The sequence below is a fragment of the Methanosarcina barkeri 3 genome, from assembly GCF_000970305.1.
GTDB classification, from domain to species: domain Archaea; phylum Halobacteriota; class Methanosarcinia; order Methanosarcinales; family Methanosarcinaceae; genus Methanosarcina; species Methanosarcina barkeri_A.
This window is the reverse complement of the sequence record NZ_CP009517.1, coordinates 3468246-3486724: the sequence shown is the minus strand read 5'-3', so window position 1 is coordinate 3486724 and position 18479 is coordinate 3468246. Positions and strand designations below refer to the sequence as shown.

General features: G+C 37.8%; 10 protein-coding genes and 1 pseudogene. 5 read left to right on the top strand and 6 right to left on the bottom strand.

Annotated features, from left to right (window positions below; genetic code table 11):
- Positions 1 to 428: 428 nt before the first annotated feature.
- From prf1 to cydB, 4 genes and pseudogenes are all read left to right on the top strand, one after another.
- A pseudogene (gene prf1 / locus MSBR3_RS14185) lies at positions 429 to 1679 on the top strand (peptide chain release factor aRF-1); the annotation flags it as partial.
- 469 nt (positions 1680 to 2148) lie between these two features.
- Positions 2149 to 2733, top strand: a complete 585-nt coding sequence (locus MSBR3_RS14180; RefSeq protein ID WP_230627510.1) for a Fur family transcriptional regulator — start codon at positions 2149 to 2151, stop codon at positions 2731 to 2733.
- Between the two features lie 234 nt (positions 2734 to 2967).
- Positions 2968 to 4284 (top strand): cytochrome ubiquinol oxidase subunit I, encoded by a 1317-nt coding sequence (locus MSBR3_RS14175; RefSeq protein WP_048108870.1) that lies wholly within the window; start codon positions 2968 to 2970, stop codon positions 4282 to 4284.
- A 2-nt stretch (positions 4285 to 4286) separates the two neighbouring features.
- The gene (gene cydB / locus MSBR3_RS14170; RefSeq protein ID WP_048108869.1) at positions 4287 to 5330 is read left to right on the top strand and encodes a cytochrome d ubiquinol oxidase subunit II; all 1044 of its coding nucleotides are present in this window, start codon (positions 4287 to 4289) and stop codon (positions 5328 to 5330) included.
- 25 nt (positions 5331 to 5355) lie between these two features.
- Here the strand turns inward: cydB and MSBR3_RS21525 are convergent, their stop codons facing one another.
- Positions 5356 to 5481 (bottom strand): hypothetical protein, encoded by a 126-nt coding sequence (locus MSBR3_RS21525; protein WP_268989092.1) that lies wholly within the window; start codon positions 5479 to 5481, stop codon positions 5356 to 5358.
- 261 nt (positions 5482 to 5742) lie between these two features.
- On the opposite strand from MSBR3_RS21525, the gene MSBR3_RS14165 reads away from it, so the two are divergent.
- The gene (locus MSBR3_RS14165) at positions 5743 to 6630 is read left to right on the top strand and encodes a DHHA1 domain-containing protein (protein ID WP_048108868.1); all 888 of its coding nucleotides are present in this window, start codon (positions 5743 to 5745) and stop codon (positions 6628 to 6630) included.
- A 1849-nt stretch (positions 6631 to 8479) separates the two neighbouring features.
- Here the strand turns inward: MSBR3_RS14165 and MSBR3_RS14160 are convergent.
- The 5 genes from MSBR3_RS14160 to MSBR3_RS14140 all read right to left on the bottom strand — a co-directional run bounded on the left by MSBR3_RS14160 (position 8480) and on the right by MSBR3_RS14140 (position 18121).
- The gene (locus tag MSBR3_RS14160) at positions 8480 to 9640 is read right to left on the bottom strand and encodes a TIGR04279 domain-containing protein (RefSeq protein WP_048108867.1); all 1161 of its coding nucleotides are present in this window, start codon (positions 9638 to 9640) and stop codon (positions 8480 to 8482) included.
- A 259-nt stretch (positions 9641 to 9899) separates the two neighbouring features.
- A complete protein-coding gene (locus tag MSBR3_RS14155; RefSeq protein WP_052723421.1) occupies positions 9900 to 10766 on the bottom strand; it encodes a hypothetical protein in 867 nt (288 codons plus the stop codon).
- A 326-nt stretch (positions 10767 to 11092) separates the two neighbouring features.
- The gene (locus tag MSBR3_RS19550) at positions 11093 to 12112 is read right to left on the bottom strand and encodes a hypothetical protein (RefSeq protein ID WP_080942314.1); all 1020 of its coding nucleotides are present in this window, start codon (positions 12110 to 12112) and stop codon (positions 11093 to 11095) included.
- Positions 12113 to 12621: 509 nt separating this feature from the next.
- Positions 12622 to 14484 (bottom strand): TIGR04279 domain-containing protein, encoded by a 1863-nt coding sequence (locus MSBR3_RS19035; RefSeq protein WP_052723420.1) that lies wholly within the window; start codon positions 14482 to 14484, stop codon positions 12622 to 12624.
- 277 nt (positions 14485 to 14761) lie between these two features.
- Positions 14762 to 18121 carry a TIGR04279 domain-containing protein gene (locus MSBR3_RS14140; RefSeq protein ID WP_048108866.1) on the bottom strand — a complete coding sequence of 1120 codons (3360 nt, stop codon included), beginning with the start codon at positions 18119 to 18121 and terminating at the stop codon, positions 14762 to 14764.
- Positions 18122 to 18479: the final 358 nt, after the last annotated feature.

Below are 18479 nucleotides of genomic sequence, written 5' to 3'. Positions count from 1 at the left end.
TAGAGAACAGACTAAAACGAACGGATCAGAGCGAATGAGCTTATACCACCAAGACAAAACTGACGGATCAACAAAAACGGGCGCCAGAACAGTGAGGCTTTGAAGGAAGATCTCGACTTGCTCCGGTGCAAATATTGATCGTGTGCAATGGTTCATGGATATATTATGTCCATGAACTCTGTTCTTTTCATGATTTTTATGTGCAAAGTCATTGTGTACTTGCAAATTTACTCTAATAAATATAAATCTATGTAGATATGGTAATTGTCGGTGGTCTTTACAATTGTCAGTGTTTTCCTTGTCGTAATAACTGCCTGGTGCAAATAAAATTAAGGGGTAAAAATGGTTGAATTACTGTTATTAATTCGACCTCAGTTTGCCATAACAACTAAGTTGCATGCTTATGAGAAAAGGAGGAAGTCGGAACGGCTGAATACTGTACGTATGAAAAATATGTATTAAAAAAGAAGCTTGAGATCCTGAGAAATAAAGGTGGAAAGAGCATAGAATTAATTTCCCTTTATATTCCTTCTGATATACAGATTTCAGATGTTGCAAATCATTTGAGAGAAGAGCATGAGCAGTCTTCGGACATTAAGTCTAAACTTACCGGCAATAACGTACAGGGAACACTTGATTTTCTGTTGGCAAAGTTAAGATCGCTTAACAAAGTACCAGAAAACGGGATAGTTTATTTTGCAGGGCCTGTCGATACCGGAACTAACAGGACAGGCATGGTAAATGAAGTTATTATTCCTCCGGAACCTGTTGTAGATTACATATATCACTGTGATTCCGTTTTTTATCTTGAGCCCCTTGAGAAAATGCTCAGAGAGTGCAGTACTTATGGACTTATACTTCTGGATTTAAGAGAAGCAACAATCGGAACGCTCGTAGGTAGGCAAACTGAAGTTATTAAGCATCTCCACTCTACTGTCCCTGGCAAACAAAGAAAAGGAGGTCAGAGTGCACATCGCTTTGAACAGCTCAGACGCATTGCTATTCATGATTTCTACAAAAGAATCGGAGATGCTGCAAATGAGGCATTTCTTGAAGTGGAGCCAGCTGAACTTAAAGGCATTCTTATAGGAGGGCATTCTCCAACTAAAGAAGAGTTCGGTGAAGGTGGATTTCTACATTATGAGCTTCAGAAAAAGGTTCTTGGATTGTTCGATACGGGGTATACGGACGAATCGGGTTTTTCTGAATTAATAAATGCAGCAGAGGACACTCTCCAGGGTATTGACTTAATTAAGCAAAAGAAAGACATGGAACTGTTTTTTAAAGAGCTTGCTACTGAGTCTGGTAAAATATCTTATGGAGAAGATAATGTACGGGTGAACCTTGAAATAAAGGCAGTTGATGTGCTTTTATTTTCTGAAAACCTGCGATCTGAAAGAGTAACTCTCAAATGCAGTGTTTGCGGATATGAGAATAAACTGACAAGAAAATGGAAACCAGATGAAGCTGTTCCTGTTGCAGGAAATTGTCCTGAATGTGGTTCTGCACTTGAAGTCATGGATGTTATTGATATCGTTAGTGAATTCTCGGAACTCGCTGATAAAGGCAATGCAAGAATTGCTTTTATATCAACGGATTTTGACGAAGGTTCTCAACTTATTATAGCCTTTGGAGGCATTGCTGCAGTCCTTAGATATAGTACAGGAGTGTTAGGGTAAGTACAGGGATGCAGGTTAGTTCAGAAGTTTATTAGTAAATAATATAGGTAAATCGTACAAATTTGAGACCGTTGTATCCAAATGTACAATGAAATTTAGATTTCTTTTCCAATTAATGTTGCAAACAATTGTGAATTTTACTTAAAAGATTGTACAATTTTGCTCTAGCAAGTTCTGTCCAAAGCTACTTGTCCTAGCAGGTTCTGTCCAAAGCTACTTGCCCTAGCAGGTTCTGTCCAAAGCTACTTGTCCTAGCAGGTTCTGTCCAAAACTACTGCTCTTTAACTGTACTTTTAGTGGGGAAACTTCAGGCTACAACTTTAGGAAAATAATATAGTTGCAAGACTTCTCTAAGTAAAGAAATAAAGTCATTGATAGTAATTGTTAAATAATAATAAATATCATTTAGTAATGGATATCATATATATCTAGGTAAATCTGCTTTCACAGATAGTTTAGGTGGACGGCAATGAAGCCCACAGACAAAGCTGGCATGAAATACACAAATCAGAGAGTTGAAATACTTGCTTTCCTGCGTGAACACGATGGTCATCCCACTGTAGATGAAGTTTATGATGGGGTTAGACAAAAACTGACGCGTATAAGCAAGGCTACCGTATATAAAAATCTCAAATTCCTTACGGAGAAAGGGTTACTGGAGGAGGTGAATGTAAAAGGAGTCTCAAGATTTGAAGCGAATTTCATTCCTCATCACCATCTAATCTGCAGGGAATGCGGAAGTATGGAGGATTTCAATTCGGAACAATTATTGGACTACTCAATGAAGATAGCTGAGGAAATAGAAGGATTTACTATTGTTTCAACCAGCACTAACTTTTATGGTGTCTGTAAAAAATGTAAGGAATCTATGGAGTCTAAGGAATCTATGGAGTCTAAGGAATCTATGGAGTCTAAGGAATCTATGGAGTCTAAGGAATCTATGGAGTCTAAGGAATCTATGGAGTCTAAGGAATCTATGGAGTCTAAGGAATCTATGGAGTCTAAGGAACTTATGGAGTCTAAGGAATCTAAAAAGTCTGAGGAGAATACATAAATTGAGCAGAATATCAAAGAAAAACAGTATGTTGTCCTGGTATATAGTGGTATATTCTCCAGAAGGTTAAAGTTAAAGATCCTGTGGCATACAGCATTATGCTTCAGGTTCTCAATGATGAGATTAAGCATGAAGATTAACTGCAAGTTGAGGACAGAAGAACATCGTCTTGCTTCAGCGCAAATATGATCCTGTGCTGTAAGTAATAGCACGAGGTAAAACGAGGGATAATGAATGGTTGAGTTACTTTTATTAAGTCGGCTTCAGTTTGCTATAACAGCTGCATTCCATTTCATATTCGTTCCACTAACACTGGGACTTGCACTGTTAGTGGCAAGCATGGAAACAATGTACTACAGGAACAAAGATGAAACCTGGCGAAAGATGGCCGATTTCTGGGGTAGGGTATTCAAGATAAACTTTGCAGTAGGTCTGGTATCAGGTCTTACACTGACTTTCCAGTTTGGGACAAATTGGGGTGCCTATGCGGAATTCATGGGAGATGTTTTTGGACCGCCTTTAGCTGTGGAAGCATTACTGGCTTTCTTCCTTGAAGGTACTTTCTTTGGTGCATGGATATTCCTGGACCGCAACCGTCAGAAACTAAAGACATTTTCCATGTGGATGGTTGCTCTGGGAACTAACATATCTTCATTATGGATTATTACTGCTAACGGTTTTATGCAGAATCCAGTCGGCTATGAGATGGCTGCTGACGGAAGCAAAGTCGTTATGACAGATTTCTTTGCTCTTATTACAAACGGCTATGTATGGTACATGCTGGTACACACTTTGCTTTCAGCTTACCTGTTGACAGCGTTCCTGATCATGGGAATTTGTGCATATCATTTCCTTAAAGGAAACAACAGTAAAGTATTCAAGAAGTCTTTCAGCATAGCAGTTACCATAGCATTAGCTACTGCAGTCATGCTTCCAGTTCTTGGCCATGGTTATGCGCAATATGTTACTGAACTTCAGCCTGCTAAAGGAGCGGCAATGGATGCAATATGGGAAACAGGTTCAAAAGTGCCCATGTACCTGATACAGGTACCTGATTCAAGTACTGGTTCCAATAGTGTTCAGTTGCTGGGAATTCCAGGTCTTGCAAGTTTCCTGTATACAGGAAGTTTCAGCGGAAAAATAACAGGACTTAATCAGCTACATCAGGATGAATTACCACCTGTAGGAATGATATTCTGGAGCTTCAGACTGATGACAATTCTTGGGTCTTTGTTTATCGTAGAGGCTCTTTTAGGCTTATATCTTCAAAAGTCAGGCAAATTGTACACATCAGACAAGTATCTAAAGTTGCTGATATGGTCTATCCCTCTTCCGTATATTGCCATCACTGCTGGCTGGATCGTAGCTGAGGTAGGGAGGCAACCGTGGCTGGTATATGGTCTATTAAAGACAGCAAATGGTATCTCATCGGTTCCCATATCAGATGTATTGCTAAGTGTTGCCCTTATAAGCACATTCTATCTGATCCTGATGGTCTTTGAGATATACCTCATAAAGAAAACTGTAGTTAACGCGACAGGAGCTGAGTGAAAATGTTTGATTTCCTTACCCATGATATGCTTGCTGTAATCTGGTTCTTCCTGTGGTGTGTTATATGGGGAGTTTACTTCATTGCAGACTCGTTTTCCCTCGGAGCAGGTCTTCTGTTGCCTTTTATTGCCACAGATGAGGTGCAGAGAACACAAATCCAGAGCTCTGTTGGTCCCTTCTGGGGCGGCAATGAGGTATGGCTCATTCTGGCTGCAGGTGGAACGTTTGCTGCATTTCCTCTGGTGTTTTCGAAGATGTTTACTTTCCTTTATCTTCCTATGATGTTACTGCTTATCGGATTAATTGCAAGGGGCGTTTCGGTGGAATATCTTCACAAGGACGAGAATCCCCAGATACAGAAAGCCTTTGCTTGGGGATGGTTCGTTGGAAGCCTGCTGATTTCTCTGGTTTTGGGAGTTGCATTTGCGAACTTCTTCAAGGGACTCGAAATCGCTTCAGGAGGAGTTTATACAGGTACCCTTCCTGGACTCTTCAGCCCATATGCGTTGATAGGTGGTGTCCTGTTTGTGTTTATGAGTGTTACTTCAGGTGCGCTCTGGATCAATGTCAAGACAGAAGGAGCCATAGCTGCAAAAGCAGGTAACCTGGCAAAGAAGAGCACTCTTATTGTATTTATACTGTCTCTGATATATCTAGTATATTCTTTTGTGGGTATAGAAGGTTTCACAACCAACTATTCAGCCACGCCAGCTCTGTATTTATTGCCAGTTCTTGCTGTAGTGGGAGCTGTCCTTTCGATGTTCTTTGCAAAAAAGGGAAGGGGGTTTCCGGCCTTTTGCAGTAATCTCCTGACTCTTCTTTTCATTGTTGAAAGCGGACTTGCAAGCATTTATCCTTATATGCTTAAGTCATCTATTTCTCCTGATTACGGCATAGATATCTTTGAAGCAGCATCAAGCCACATGACCCTGAGCATCATGCTTGGAGGAGCATTGGTATTTGTACCCATAGTTATTATCTACCAGCTGTGGGCATATACGCTGTTCAAGGAAAAGATAAAAGAAACAGAACAGATCGACTACTGACCTGCTCTCTCTTTTTTTATTTTTGTCACTTCAGTGAACATCCTTGAACTTTATTGGTTTCAATCCCGGCTGTATCAACAACAAGCATATCCTCCAGCAGTTCCCGGCCACAAATATTACAGTACTCCTTCATTTTGTTGCTTCCCTCCATTATGTCGCCTCTATTGTCCGGAAGATCTCATAAATCATACGCCAAGCTTGTATGGGTTTTAGTGTCTCCGTTTTTCACTCGATTTTATTCTCTTTTTTGGCTTGTACCATACTTATCTCGATTATGTAATTTAAAATATATTTTTATTTGCATATTAACACCGGGTTGATATTTTTCACACCGGGTTTTCTTTAAATACATCTTGAAGTTACATTTCAGCAGAAAACATAAAAAATCATGTTAACTAACGGAGAATCGAAAATGATAGATAATAAACGTACGATTTTGGTTTATCACCATGACGACAACGACGGATGTTGTGCAGCCGCTATTGCTGGTAATTCCTATGACCGGAATGAATTTGACATAAAGTTTGTTCCTATAAATTATGGCAAAGAGTCATGGAGTGAGGACGAAATAAAGGCAGCTGAAGAAGTATGGCTTGTTGATTTTACAAGCGATAAAATGGATGAATTCGTAAAAGCTTGTGGGTCTAAACTGATATGGATCGATCATCATAAGACCGCTGTGGAGAAGTTTCCGGAGCTGTGGAGTTCGAGCAGTATTACGGGAATTCGGTCCCTTGAAAAGGCAGCCTGTGTACTTACATGGGAGTTTACGCATCCAGGATCTACTTCACTTCCTGTAACTGTTGCCTATATTGGAGATAAAGACCTGTGGAAGTTTGAATATGTTGAGACAAAGGCTTTCACTGCAGGCTTCAGTCTGATGGTGAAAACCCCTGACGATGCCGTATGGTCTGTGCTTCTTGGTTCGAAATATGAGGATACCGTAAATAAAATGATATCAATTGGTGAATTACTTCTTGAATCTCAAAGTTACAAGATTCAGAAAGCTTTTGACCGTGGGGTAGACTGCGTTTTTCATAACTGGAAGGCAAGACTTGTAAACACTACCGGGAGCATCTCCGAACTTGGAGAATTTATCTACAAAAAGCCTGAGTATGACATTGCTATCATGTGGCAGGCCATAGAGGATATGGTGGTATTCAGCTTAAGGTCCGATTCAGGGAATCCCGACTCCCCAGATTGTGCTGAAATTGCTCAACGCTATGGCGGCGGTGGACATAAAAATGCTGCTGGATTCCAGAAAAAGAATATGGATTTTCCACGCCTGCTTTTCACATGAATCAGATCCAGACCGCCAGAAACATAACACATTCCTGACTATACTCTGGCAGCCAGGATTATAGCATATTCCTGATTACGGGTAGATTCTAAGGTCATTAACTAAAGATAGCAGTACTTAAATTTGAAAACTCTAATTTTTATTTTTTAAATTTATCTTTTAAGTCAACAGAAAATCTTAAGTTATTTAATTGATCCTGAAAATTCAAGTGATTTCTCTTGTTCTGGCCTCTATTATTCTTCCCTCCGAAATCTAATTCTTGTTTTAAACTTTTTATAAATTCCAAAACTAAATAAGAAAATTTGGCCTTCTATAAAATCTAAATGCAAATATTTAATTTTTTAAATAAAGATGTGAGGAACGAGAATATCACAGGTCAAATTGGTTAATAAAAGAATGTGGTGCCAGGAGATCGTCCTTTAAATATCAAAAATTAGAGTGAGTAAGAGTACATTATACCAGTTGATTACAATATCCTTGTGGTTTAAGCAGGATTAAAAGCAGGAACTGTTAACTAATTAAATTGCGACTGACTCAGACTGATATAAAATACCAATAATCCTAAAATAATGTTAGAAACCAAGAGTCAGCCAAGAAATTAACATATCTGCTCACGTTTTATTACATGCTCAAAAGACATGATCCTGTTCGAACCTTTTCCCGTTTAAATGCCAACCTTCTGATTCAACTATGAAGATAGCAGTGGAATGTGATAAGAATTTCTTTACTTAGTAGTACCTTGATTTCAATCAGTGCCTGTACAAAGAATAATCAAATTTTGAGCTTGTGAAAAAAGAGAAATTCTTATATAAACTCTTAAGCCTACAATTTATTTATTTCTGAGTTTTTAGAAAAGTATTTATATTTTAAAGCTTCCTTATCCAAGAAAATTAGTCCGGCTATGTGAATAGTAGTGGGATCTATTGGTCTGGAGGTTACCTTACGTTTAAAAATATTATCCAGTTCTATAATGTAAACGGTTTGACTATCAGTCCCTTTAAGCGCAACCTGACTATTCGATTTAACAATTACCTAAAAACGGAGTTTAATTCCTTATACTGGTTTGCCCTTCCAGGTTTTGTTCTCTGCTCAGGTGGGTTGTATATAGGCCTCGGTTTATTACGGACTTTCTATCTTGACGGAATTCTTGCCTTCAAGCCGACGGTTTTAATGGTAATTCTAACAATTATAGGGTCGGGTCTGACTTTTACCGGAATTTTGCTCCATTTTATTTCGGGTTTACTGCGGCATCTAAGAGAATAAACTGATAGTTCCAAAAAACCCACTAATGAGCTTGTGCAAAACCGATTTTGTTCTCAAACCCGAAATTTGAATAATAAATTTTCCATGATAAAAAGTTTAGTTAATTATTTGGAGCGTTGAATCTTAAGAAATAATTTTAAGTTTTGGAATAAGCTTAATGGCTTTTTCCAATAACAGTTTTTTCCCAATAACAGTTTTTCTTTTTCTAGTTATCTTCTCAATAGTGTTTTTCTGTCGCTGATGACTATATCAATAGATTCTATACTGCAAATAAATATGAGAAATCATTGACCGAAATAACTATTAGGCGTTTTAGAACTATTGACCAAAGTAACTATTGAGTGATTTAGAACCATTGACTGAATATTTTATAATTTTACAGAGGAAAACCAAAACACAAAAATCAAAAAAGAAGGCGGTTCTATAAAGAAATCCGCCTTTTCAAGCATTGAGTCTTTCTATTTCTTACTGTTTTTTAGAGTTTCAGCCTTTCGGCTTTAACCTTTTATCCTCGACACTGATCAGGTCCGGCTCAAAATCTGTTTTCTGAATCCGGGATTTCTGTCAGTTTCTGAGTCCTGATACGTTATGGCGAGGTTTTTGTTTTTTCTTTACCTATTGTCAGTTCTTGCTGGTCTATGCCTGCAAGGCCTTTCCCAGGCTCATAGGCACCTGTAAAGAGGAAGTATTTTCCTGGCTGGAGGTCAAAGGTTGTCAGGGAAAGGGTATCCTGGTTTTTGTCACCTATGCTTATCGTACCGTTGCCTTCTCCAATAAGAGTCTGGACTGCGTTTGTGAATTCACTTTTGCTTAACTTGGACTTGTAGTTTGTGGAGTTAACGCCCAGGTCTCTGAGGTCAAAGTCATTAACGGAAACATCGGTCCCGTTTATTGTTCCATTGCTGTCGACTTTTACTTCAGCTTTATAGGCCTCTTCACTTATCAGCAGGGCACCGTATGTAAACTCTCCGTTAGCAGGTGCGTTTTTCAGGCTCATCTCAACATCAAGGTTGTCGCCTTCCTTAATATTGTTGGCAGCCTTCGTTTTCATTTCATAGTCAACTACTTCAAAGCAAGTTGCTGAAAGAACTTTCGTTACGTTGGATTCTTTGTTATCAGCAAGTGTAACAATGATGCCGTAACTCCCAGGCTCAAGAGAGCTGAAGGTAAGAGGTTTAGACAGGTCGCCGCACTTATCCAGAGTCGCGCATGTCTTGTTGTAGTTCACACCTTCTTTAAATATTTCACCCAGGCTCTTGCATTTGGCATCCACAAGAGCTTGTTTCATGGAACTCACACCAAGCCCTTTGACAAGATAAATATTTACTGCTTGCTTCTTAAAGGCTGAAGGACCGTTGTAATCCATTTTCACAGTCTGTTTTTCAGTATAAAACGGATGTGTGGAATATGGATACGTAATACTCAGTTCCTCGTTTTTGTCCTTGTTTATTTTAACTACAACTCCTGCTTTCTCCACACAATTTGTCCCACTGTAACTAAAGCTAAGAGGTTGTGGAAGCTGAATGTCTTTTCCTCCGGTGAGATAAATCCATCCGCCATTCTCCTGGCTGTCAGAATGGTTTGCAAAAACGACGCTATCTCCGTTTTTCTCGATAGATGCAACCCAGAGTCCTTTTTCGGAAACCGCGGCTGATACCGAAATAAGTGCGAAAATGCAGATTAGAGCCGCGAAGGTTAATTTACATTTTCTCATGTATACTTCACTTGTTCCTATTTTTTTCTTCAATCGTTACACCCCTAAATTAATATTTATTTTTTTATCCCGGATTTTTGCTATATATTTCTACTTTTGTTTATTATTTACTTCATTAATTAACTTCATTATTATTAAGCTTTCATCCGCGAATTTCTTTTTTAATTAAATTAATCTACATTCATATATTTCTCTACAATACATGTCTACTATTAATATGTATTTATAGTTTATCGAAATCTCTTCAAAGAATTCTAAAAACAAATGTATTTAAAATCATCAAGGTGCATTATTATGACTTTTTTCTCCTTACATAAACAAGGAACAATATAAATACTGCTATGATTCCTACTATCCATATCTTCTGCGATTTCGGGTCCCGGAAACTCTCAGCAAATTTCTTTTCTACACTGGAAAGGTTTTTTCCGCTGTTTATTTCTTCTTTTACTCTATCGGTTATTCCTCCAACTTCTCCATCACTTGAGTTCTGTTCCGAGGAATTTGTTTCCGAGTCAAGGTTTTCTGAGGGTTGTAATTCTATCTGTTTTTCAAGATCCCCAACTTTTACTTCAAAATCGCCTGCCGGTATAGATTTAGTATTATACTCATAACTGAGGCTTCCGTCAGAATTTACCTCTATCTCTTGCATAGCTGTTATCTTGAGTTTGACCTCAGAACCACTTGCTTTTCCATCGATTCTGATCTTATATTTTCCTGGAGGGACATGTGTCTGGGAAACTGTAGCAGTGCCATCTTTTGCCTCTGCGCTTTTAGTTAACCATAAGAGCATCTTTGCTCTCACATTTAAGTCGTCGGCTCCTTCCGCTTTCACGGTAAAACTATTGTCAAAGCCAGAGGGGATTACTACATCTTCAAGCGTATACTCATATTCTCCGTCCTGGACCGTCACATCCTTTTCAAAGGTTACCAGCACTTTCGCAGTATCTCCCTCAAACCCGGTTCCACTTATCTTCATTATATCTCCAACAACCGGATTTTGGGGAGTAAGTTCCCAATTGCTTGAAGCAGCTGCTCCGGGAGAAATAATGACGAACAGGAAAACGGAAAGCAAAAACAGAAGTCTTAAACTTCCCTTATTTTCCGGATTTTTAATAAATGTAAAAACTGGCTTTACTGACTTAATCTCTTCAGGAAGCAATTTCTTTAAACTCTCCTCTTGGTATGTTTTTGACTAGAAAGGCTATTGTCCATTGAATAGCTGTACTATATGTATACTTCTTACACCTGGACTAATTATAAAAATTATAGACAGATATAGGACAAATAATAAAACTAGTTTATATATTTTTTCTTTTTTGCGTCCTATATCGCTTCAGTAAAGCATTCCAATATACAGGTTTTTACATATTGCTGTCAAGAGGAAGGATTGTAGTTTCCTACATTCCTTTTCTTTATATTTTTCAAACTTTCCGGTTTTTATTAAAGCTAAGAATTTTCCAGTCTTGTTTTCCGGATTTACGTTTTTTATTTCTTTTTCCTCAGTACCGCAAGCCCTATCAGTAGAGTTACTGCAAAGCCTAACAGGAAGGAGGGAATTTTTGGAGGATTTCTTAAGACTTCTGCTAACGAGTTTGCCTGAATGTGTGGCTTGATATCTTCGAATATGAATGCTTTTGAATTTTCGAGAATGGACTTAACTTTCATAAGCGAAGAGATTTTACTTTTCACTGAGGAGTTATTATCTCCTATAGCCTTCTCGGAGCTGGATATCAAGCTCGATCTTCGAGAGTTTCTGTCAGATTCTTTTCTTTCACTTGAATTCTGGTTTGTTTCTGAAGGCAGGCTTTCGTTATTTTGTTCTTCACTCAAGTTCTGTTCCGAAGTGTTTGTTTCCGAAGGCAGATTTTCTGCAGACTGTAATTTTATCTGCTTTGTAATGCCTCCAATATTTACCTCAAAATCGCCTCCCGGGATAGACTTAGTACTATATAGATAGCTGAGACTTCCATCAGATTCTACCTCTACCTCTTGCATGGCTGTTATCTTGAGCTTGACCTCGGAACTACTTGCCTTTCCATCGATCCTGATCTCATATGTTCCTCCAGGAACATTTGTCTGAGAAACAACGGCAGTACCGTCTTTTGCCTCTGCGCTTTTAGTTATCCACAGTAGCATCTTTGCTCTCACATTCAGGTCATCGACTCCTTCTGCCTGTACAGTAAAACTATTGTAGGAGCTAGAGGGGATTACTACATCTTCAAGCGTGTATTCATATTCTCCACCCTGGACCGTTACATCTTTTTCAAAGGTTACCAGTGCTTTCGCACTATCTCCTTCAAAACCGGTTCCTTTTATTTCAATTATATCTCCAGCAGCAGGATTTTGGGGAGTAAGTTCCCAGCTACTTGAAGCAGCTGCTCCGGGAGAAATAATAAAGAACAGGAAAATAAGAAGCAAAAAAAGGAGTTTCAAACTTCCTTTATTCTTCGGATTTTTGATGAATGTAAAAACTGGCTTTACTGATTCAATTTCTTCGGAATGCAATTTTTTGACCTCTCTTTTTGGTGATGTTTTCTTGACTAGAAAGGCTATTGTCCACTGAATAGCTGTACTATATGTATGCTTCTTATACTAGGAGACTATTTATAAAAATTCTAGACAGATATAAACATAAATGATAAAACTGGTTTATATATTTTACTTTTTTAGTGTTCCTTATTGCTTGCAGTAAAGCATCCAATGTACAGGTTTTTACATGCCGCTGTAAAAGGAAAGGATTGTAGTTTTGTACGTTCTTCTCCTTTTATTCTCGAATTTTTGTGTTTTCATTAAGAGTGGAAAAAAATTTTTCTTTTGGTTTTCCGGGTTTATTTACCTGTTCTATTTGTCTTTTCTCAGTACCGCAAGCCTCATCAGATCAGTAGAGTTACTGCAGAGCCTAACAGGAAGAAGGGAAATTTTAGAAAGTTTCCTAAGACTTCTGCTAGTGAGTTTGTCTGAATGTATGGACTGACGTCTTTGGACATGTGTAATTTTGGAGTCAGAAAATAGACTTAATCTACGTAAGCGGAGATGCTCTTAATTTCATTGAAGATATACTCCCTAAGGTATTTTCCGGACATGGATTCCAGGCCCAATCCGTGTAAATTTTCGGGTACCACTCTTATCTTCTTCTGGAATATACCTGTAAGACCTTCACCATCTTCATATGCGCCCGTAACTAGGAGGTAGTCTCCTGGAGGAAGTTCCCGGCTTTTCAGGGAAAGTTTACTCTGATTTTTCTCACTTATGCTTATCGTACCATTCTCTTTACCTATAATAGTCTGGATTTCGTTCTTAAGTTCGTTGTTCCCATTTTCGGATTCATGTCCGTTTAAACTTGTTTCCAGACTACCGATAATGTCAACTTCGTTCACAATAGGTCTGATTCCCGTGGTCATCCTCCACCCTGGGTTCGTACCTTCAGATGATATATAGGCACTATCCTTTATCAGTACAGCCCAGTAAGTATAATTTTTCTCTGCAGGTGCATTCTTCAGATCCATGTTGACTTCTAAGTTTTTGCCTTCTTGAAGGGCATCCGGAGCCCTGGTTTCCATTTGATATTCGAGAACTTCAAAATATTTTGCCAAATAGATCTCTTTTTCTGATTCGGTTTTTACCGTTTCATTTCCTGCATGTGTTATAAGGATCCAGTAGTAACCTGCCTGAAGAGGACCCAGTGTAAGGGGAGTAAGGTCTCCTTCTTTGTTCAGGGTTGCAGGTATCTTGGCATAAGCTTCCGTATCATTGTTTAAAATATCTTCGAGGTTAATAGTGCTCTCATTCATACCAGATGAAATCTCATTTTCCAGATAATTCGGGCTGCGCTCCTTGATAAGGTATATATCCACATTCTGCTGTTCTAAAGCAGTAGGCCCATCGTAGCTTAACTTTATGCTCTCATTTACGGTATAAAATGAACGAAGGGAATAAGGGTACGACAATATGAATTTCATATTGTTCCAGCTATTTTTCTCCGTTTTTGTCTCAGGTATTATTGACTCGTTCCCCTGAGCATCTGTCCGGTTATATACGTCTACTTCAGGTGTATCTCCAGGGCATTCGTTACCTTTTCTTTCACTTGAGTTCTGTTCCGAAGAGTTAACTTCTAAAGACAGTCTTTCATTATTTTGTTCTTCACTCAAGTTCTGTTCCGAGGAACTTGTTTCCGAGTCAAGGTTTTCTGAGGGTTGTAACTCTATCTGTTTTTCAAAATCCCCAACTTTTACTTCAAAATCGCCTGCCGGTATAGATTTAGTATTATACTCATAACTGAGGCTTCCGTCAGAATTTACCTCTATCTCTTGCATAGCTGTTATCTTGAGTTTGACCTCGGAACCACTTGCTTTTCCATCGATTCTGATCTTATATTTTCCTGGAGGGACATGTGTCTGGGAAACTGTAGCAGTGCCATCTTTTGCCTCTGCGCTTTTAGTTAACCATAAGAGCATCTTTGCTCTCACATTTAAGTCGTCGGCTCCTTCCGCTTTCACGGTAAAACTATTGTCAAAGCCAGAGGGGATTACTACATCTTCAAGCGTATACTCATATTCTCCGTCCTGGACCGTCACATCCTTTTCAAAGGTTACCAGCACTTTCGCAGTATCTCCCTCAAACCCGGTTCCACTTATCTTCATTACATCTCCAACAACCGGATTTTGGGGAGTAAGTTCCCAATTGCTTGAAGCAGCTGCTCCGGGAGAAATAATGACGAACAGGAAAACGGAAAGCAAAAGCAGAAGTCTTAAACTTCCCTTATTTTCCGGATTTTTGATAAATGTAAAAACTGGCTTCACTGACTTAATTTCTTCGGAAAGCAAATATTCTAACCTCTCTTCCTGGTATTTTTCTTGACTAGAAAGGCTATTGTCCATTGAATAGCTGTAATGTAAGTATACCTCTTACATCTGGACTAATTATAAAAATTCTAGACAGATATAGGACAAATAATAAAACTAGTTTATATATTTTTTCTTTTTTGCGTCCTATATCGCTTCAGTAAAGCATTCCAATATACAGGTTTTTACATATTGCTGTCAAGAGGAAGGATTGTAGTTTCCTACATTCCTTTTCTTTATATTTTTCAAACTTTCCGGTTTTTATTAAAGCTAAGAATTTTCCAGTCTTGTTTTCCGGATTTATTTACGTTTTTTATTTCTTTTTCCTCAGTACCGCAACCCCTATCAGTAGAGTTACTGCAAAGCCTAACAGGAAGGAGGGGGCTTTTGGAGGATTTCTTAAGACTTCTGCTAACGAGTTTGCCTGAATGTATGGCTTGATATCTTCGAATATGAACGCTTTTGGATTTTCGAGAATGGACTTAATTTCCATAAGAGGAGAAACTTTGGATTTCATCGAAGATCGGCTACCTAAGGTATTTCCTGAGCTGGATTCTAAGCCCGACCCGTATAATTTTTCGGATGATATTCTTACCTTTTTCTGGAATATACCTGTAAGACCTTCACTATCTTCATATGCACCCGTAACTAAGAGGTAGTCTCCTGGAGGAAGTTCCCGGCTTTTCAGGGAAAGTTTACTCTGATTTTTCTCACTTATGCTTATCGTACCATTCTCTTTTCCTATAATAGTCTGGATTTCGTTCTTAAGTTCGTTGTTCCCATTTTCGGATTCATGTCCGTTTAAACTTGTTTCCAGACTACCGATAATGTCAACTCCGTTCACAATAGGCCTGATTCCCGTGGTCATCCTCCACCTTGGGTTCGTGCCTTCAGATGATATATAGGCACTATCCTTTATCAGTACAGCCCAGTAAGTGTAATTTTTCTCTGCAGGTGCATTCTTCAGATCCATGTTGACTTCTAAGTTTTTGCCTTCTTGAAGGGCATCCGGAGCCCTGGTTTCCATTTGATATTCGAGAACTTCAAAATATTTTGCCAAATAGATCTCTTTTTCTGATTCGGTTTTTACCGTTTCATTTCCTGCATGTGTTATAAGGATCCAGTAGTAACCTGCCTGAAGAGGATCCAGTGTAAGGGGGGTAAGGTCTCCTTCTTTGTTCAGGGTTGCAGGTATCTTGACATAAGCTTCCGTATCATTACTTAATACATCTTCGAGGTTAATAGTGCTCTTACTCATACCAGATGAAATCTCATTTTCCGGAGAACTCGGGCTGTGTTCCTTGATGAGGTATATATCCACATCCTGCTGTTCTAAAGCAGTAGGCCCATTATAACTTAAATTTACGCTTTCGTTTGCAGTATAAAATGAACGAAGAGAACAGGAATATGACAATATGAATTTCATATTGTTCCAGCTATTCTTCTCCGTTTTTATCTCAGGTATTGCCGATTCATTTCCCTGAGTATCTGTCCAGTTATATACTTCTACTTCAGCATTTACTTCCTGACTTTCCAAACTGTTCGTCAAGTTTACGTCGGGTTCCAATATTTCACTTGTCACATTCTTTACGTCGCTAGAGGTTCCGTTATAGGACTTATTTCCGGTTGTAGCGTTCACTCCTACACTTTTCAGACTTTTCGAGCCATTGACTGTTCCGGTTTTTGTTTCGTTTTTCGTTCTGGTACTGTTTTGGGCAACTGTTCTAATTACTGTTATTGTTTTATCTTTCAAGTTTGATACATTATTGCTTTCTGAACTCTCTGAGTCATTTTTTTGAGTAATTGTCGTATTAATTATTTTTGTTTTATATTTCCAGTTCGATCCACTGCTTTTTGAATGGTTTGACTCATTTTCTCCAGTATTTTCTTGATTGTCTGTATCATTATTTGTTTCTAGATCATTATCTTCTTCTACTGCTTCCTGATTTCCTGTATAATTTCCATTTCCTGTCTTTGACTCATTATCCTGAATTCCGGTGTAATTTCCGTTTCCTGTCTTTGACTCATTACCCTGATTTCCTGTGTAATTTCCATTTCCTGTTATTGATTTATTACCCTGGTTTCCTGTGTAGTTTCCATTTCCTGTTATTGATTTATTACCCTGGTTTCCTGTGTAGTTTCCATTTCCTGTTATTGATTTATTACCCTGATTTCCTGTGTAATTTCCATTTCCTGTTATTGATTTATTACCCTGGTTCCCTGTGTAATTTCCATTTCCTGTTATTGATTTATTACCCTGGTTCCCTGTGTAATTTCCATTTCCTGTTATTGACGTATTACTATGATTTCCTGTATAATTTCCATTTTCTGTCTTTGACTCATTACCCTGAATCCCTGTGTAATTTTCATTACCTGTCTTTGACTCATTTTCTTCTATTGTTTCCTGATTTCCTGTGTAATTTCCGTTTTCTATTATTGATTCATTACCTTGAATTCCTGTGTAATTTCCGTTTTCTGTATAATTTCCATTTCCTGTTATTGATTTATTACCCTGATTTCCTGTATAATTTCCTTTTCCTGTTATTGACTCATTATCTTCTATTGTTTCCTGAGTCTCTGTGTAATTTCCATTTCCTGTCTTTGACTTATTATCTTCTACTGTTTCCTGATTTTCTATACTTTTGTTTTCTTTTATTTTGTACAGTTCAAAATTTAAAAGAGGAATTGGCGACTTAGTGACTTCTTCTACTGTTTCCTGATTTTCTGTACTTTTGTTTTCTTTTATTTTATATACTTCGAAATTTAAAAGAGGAATTTGTGGTTTAGTATCTTCTATTGTTTCCTGATATCCTGTGTAATTTCCTTTTCCTGTTATTGACTTATTTTCTTCTTTTGCTGTTTCCTGAATCTCTGTGTAATTTCCTTTTCCTGTTATTGACTCATTATTCTCTTTTACTATTTCTTGAGTCCCTGTGTAATTTCCTCTTCCTGTTTTTGACTCATTCTCTTCTTCTACTATTTTCTGAGCCCTTGTGTAATTTCCTCTTCCAGTTTTTGATTTATTCTCTTCTACTGTTTCCTGACTTCCTGTGTAATTTCCTTTTCCTGTTATTGACTCATTATTCTCTTTTACTATTTTCTGAGTTCCTGTGTAATTTTGTTTTCCTGTGTAATTTTGTTTTCCTGTGTAATTTTGTTTTCCTGTGTAATTTTGTTTTCCTGTCTTTGACTGATTATCTTCCCCTACTATCTTTTGAGTTTTCGTGTAATTTTGTTTTCCTGTTTTTGACTGATTATCTTCCCCTACTATCTTTTGAGTTTTCGTGTAATTTTGTTTTCCTGTTTTTGACTGATTATCTTCCCCTACTATCTTTTGAGTTTTCGTGTAATTTTGTTTTCCTGTTTTTGACTGATTATCTTCCCCTACTATCTTTTGAGTTTTCGTGTAATTTTGTTTTCCTGTTTTTGACTCAGTATCCTCTGTGTTACCTCGTTCTTTACTTACTATACAGTAAGAACAATTATTTTCAGTCTCATTACTTACTTTAATATTTGATTCGTGTACTGTTCTGTCGCTTGCCTTGCTATTTGTGCTGCTTTCTTTTCCTGTAGCCGATACTGATATTACTAACAAAACAAGAATAAGAGCAATAAAGATTAATCTCCACTTCCTACCATGTGTTTCGTTATGAATCCCTGTTTTTCTCTTCAATCACTACACCCCTTAATTATTCTCTTTTCTGCTTAACTTTGGGTTTCCGCTTAATTTCGGGTTTCTGCTTGACTTTGGGCTTCCGCTTGACTTTGGGTTTCTGCTTAATTCGGATTTCTACTTAACTTCGGGTTTCTACTTAATTTCGGGTTTCTGCTTAATTTCGGGTTTCTGCTTAATTTCGGGTTTCTGCTTAAGCCTCTACTTCCGTATTTATTTATACAGTTATGCATAATTTTAAATTTTGTTTTAACACGATTTGTTATTTTGTAAATTTATTAAGTTAAATCTCTTTTATTGCAATGATTTTTAAAGGAATTTTAAAGCCGATTAAATATTTTTAATGAACTATTTTCTG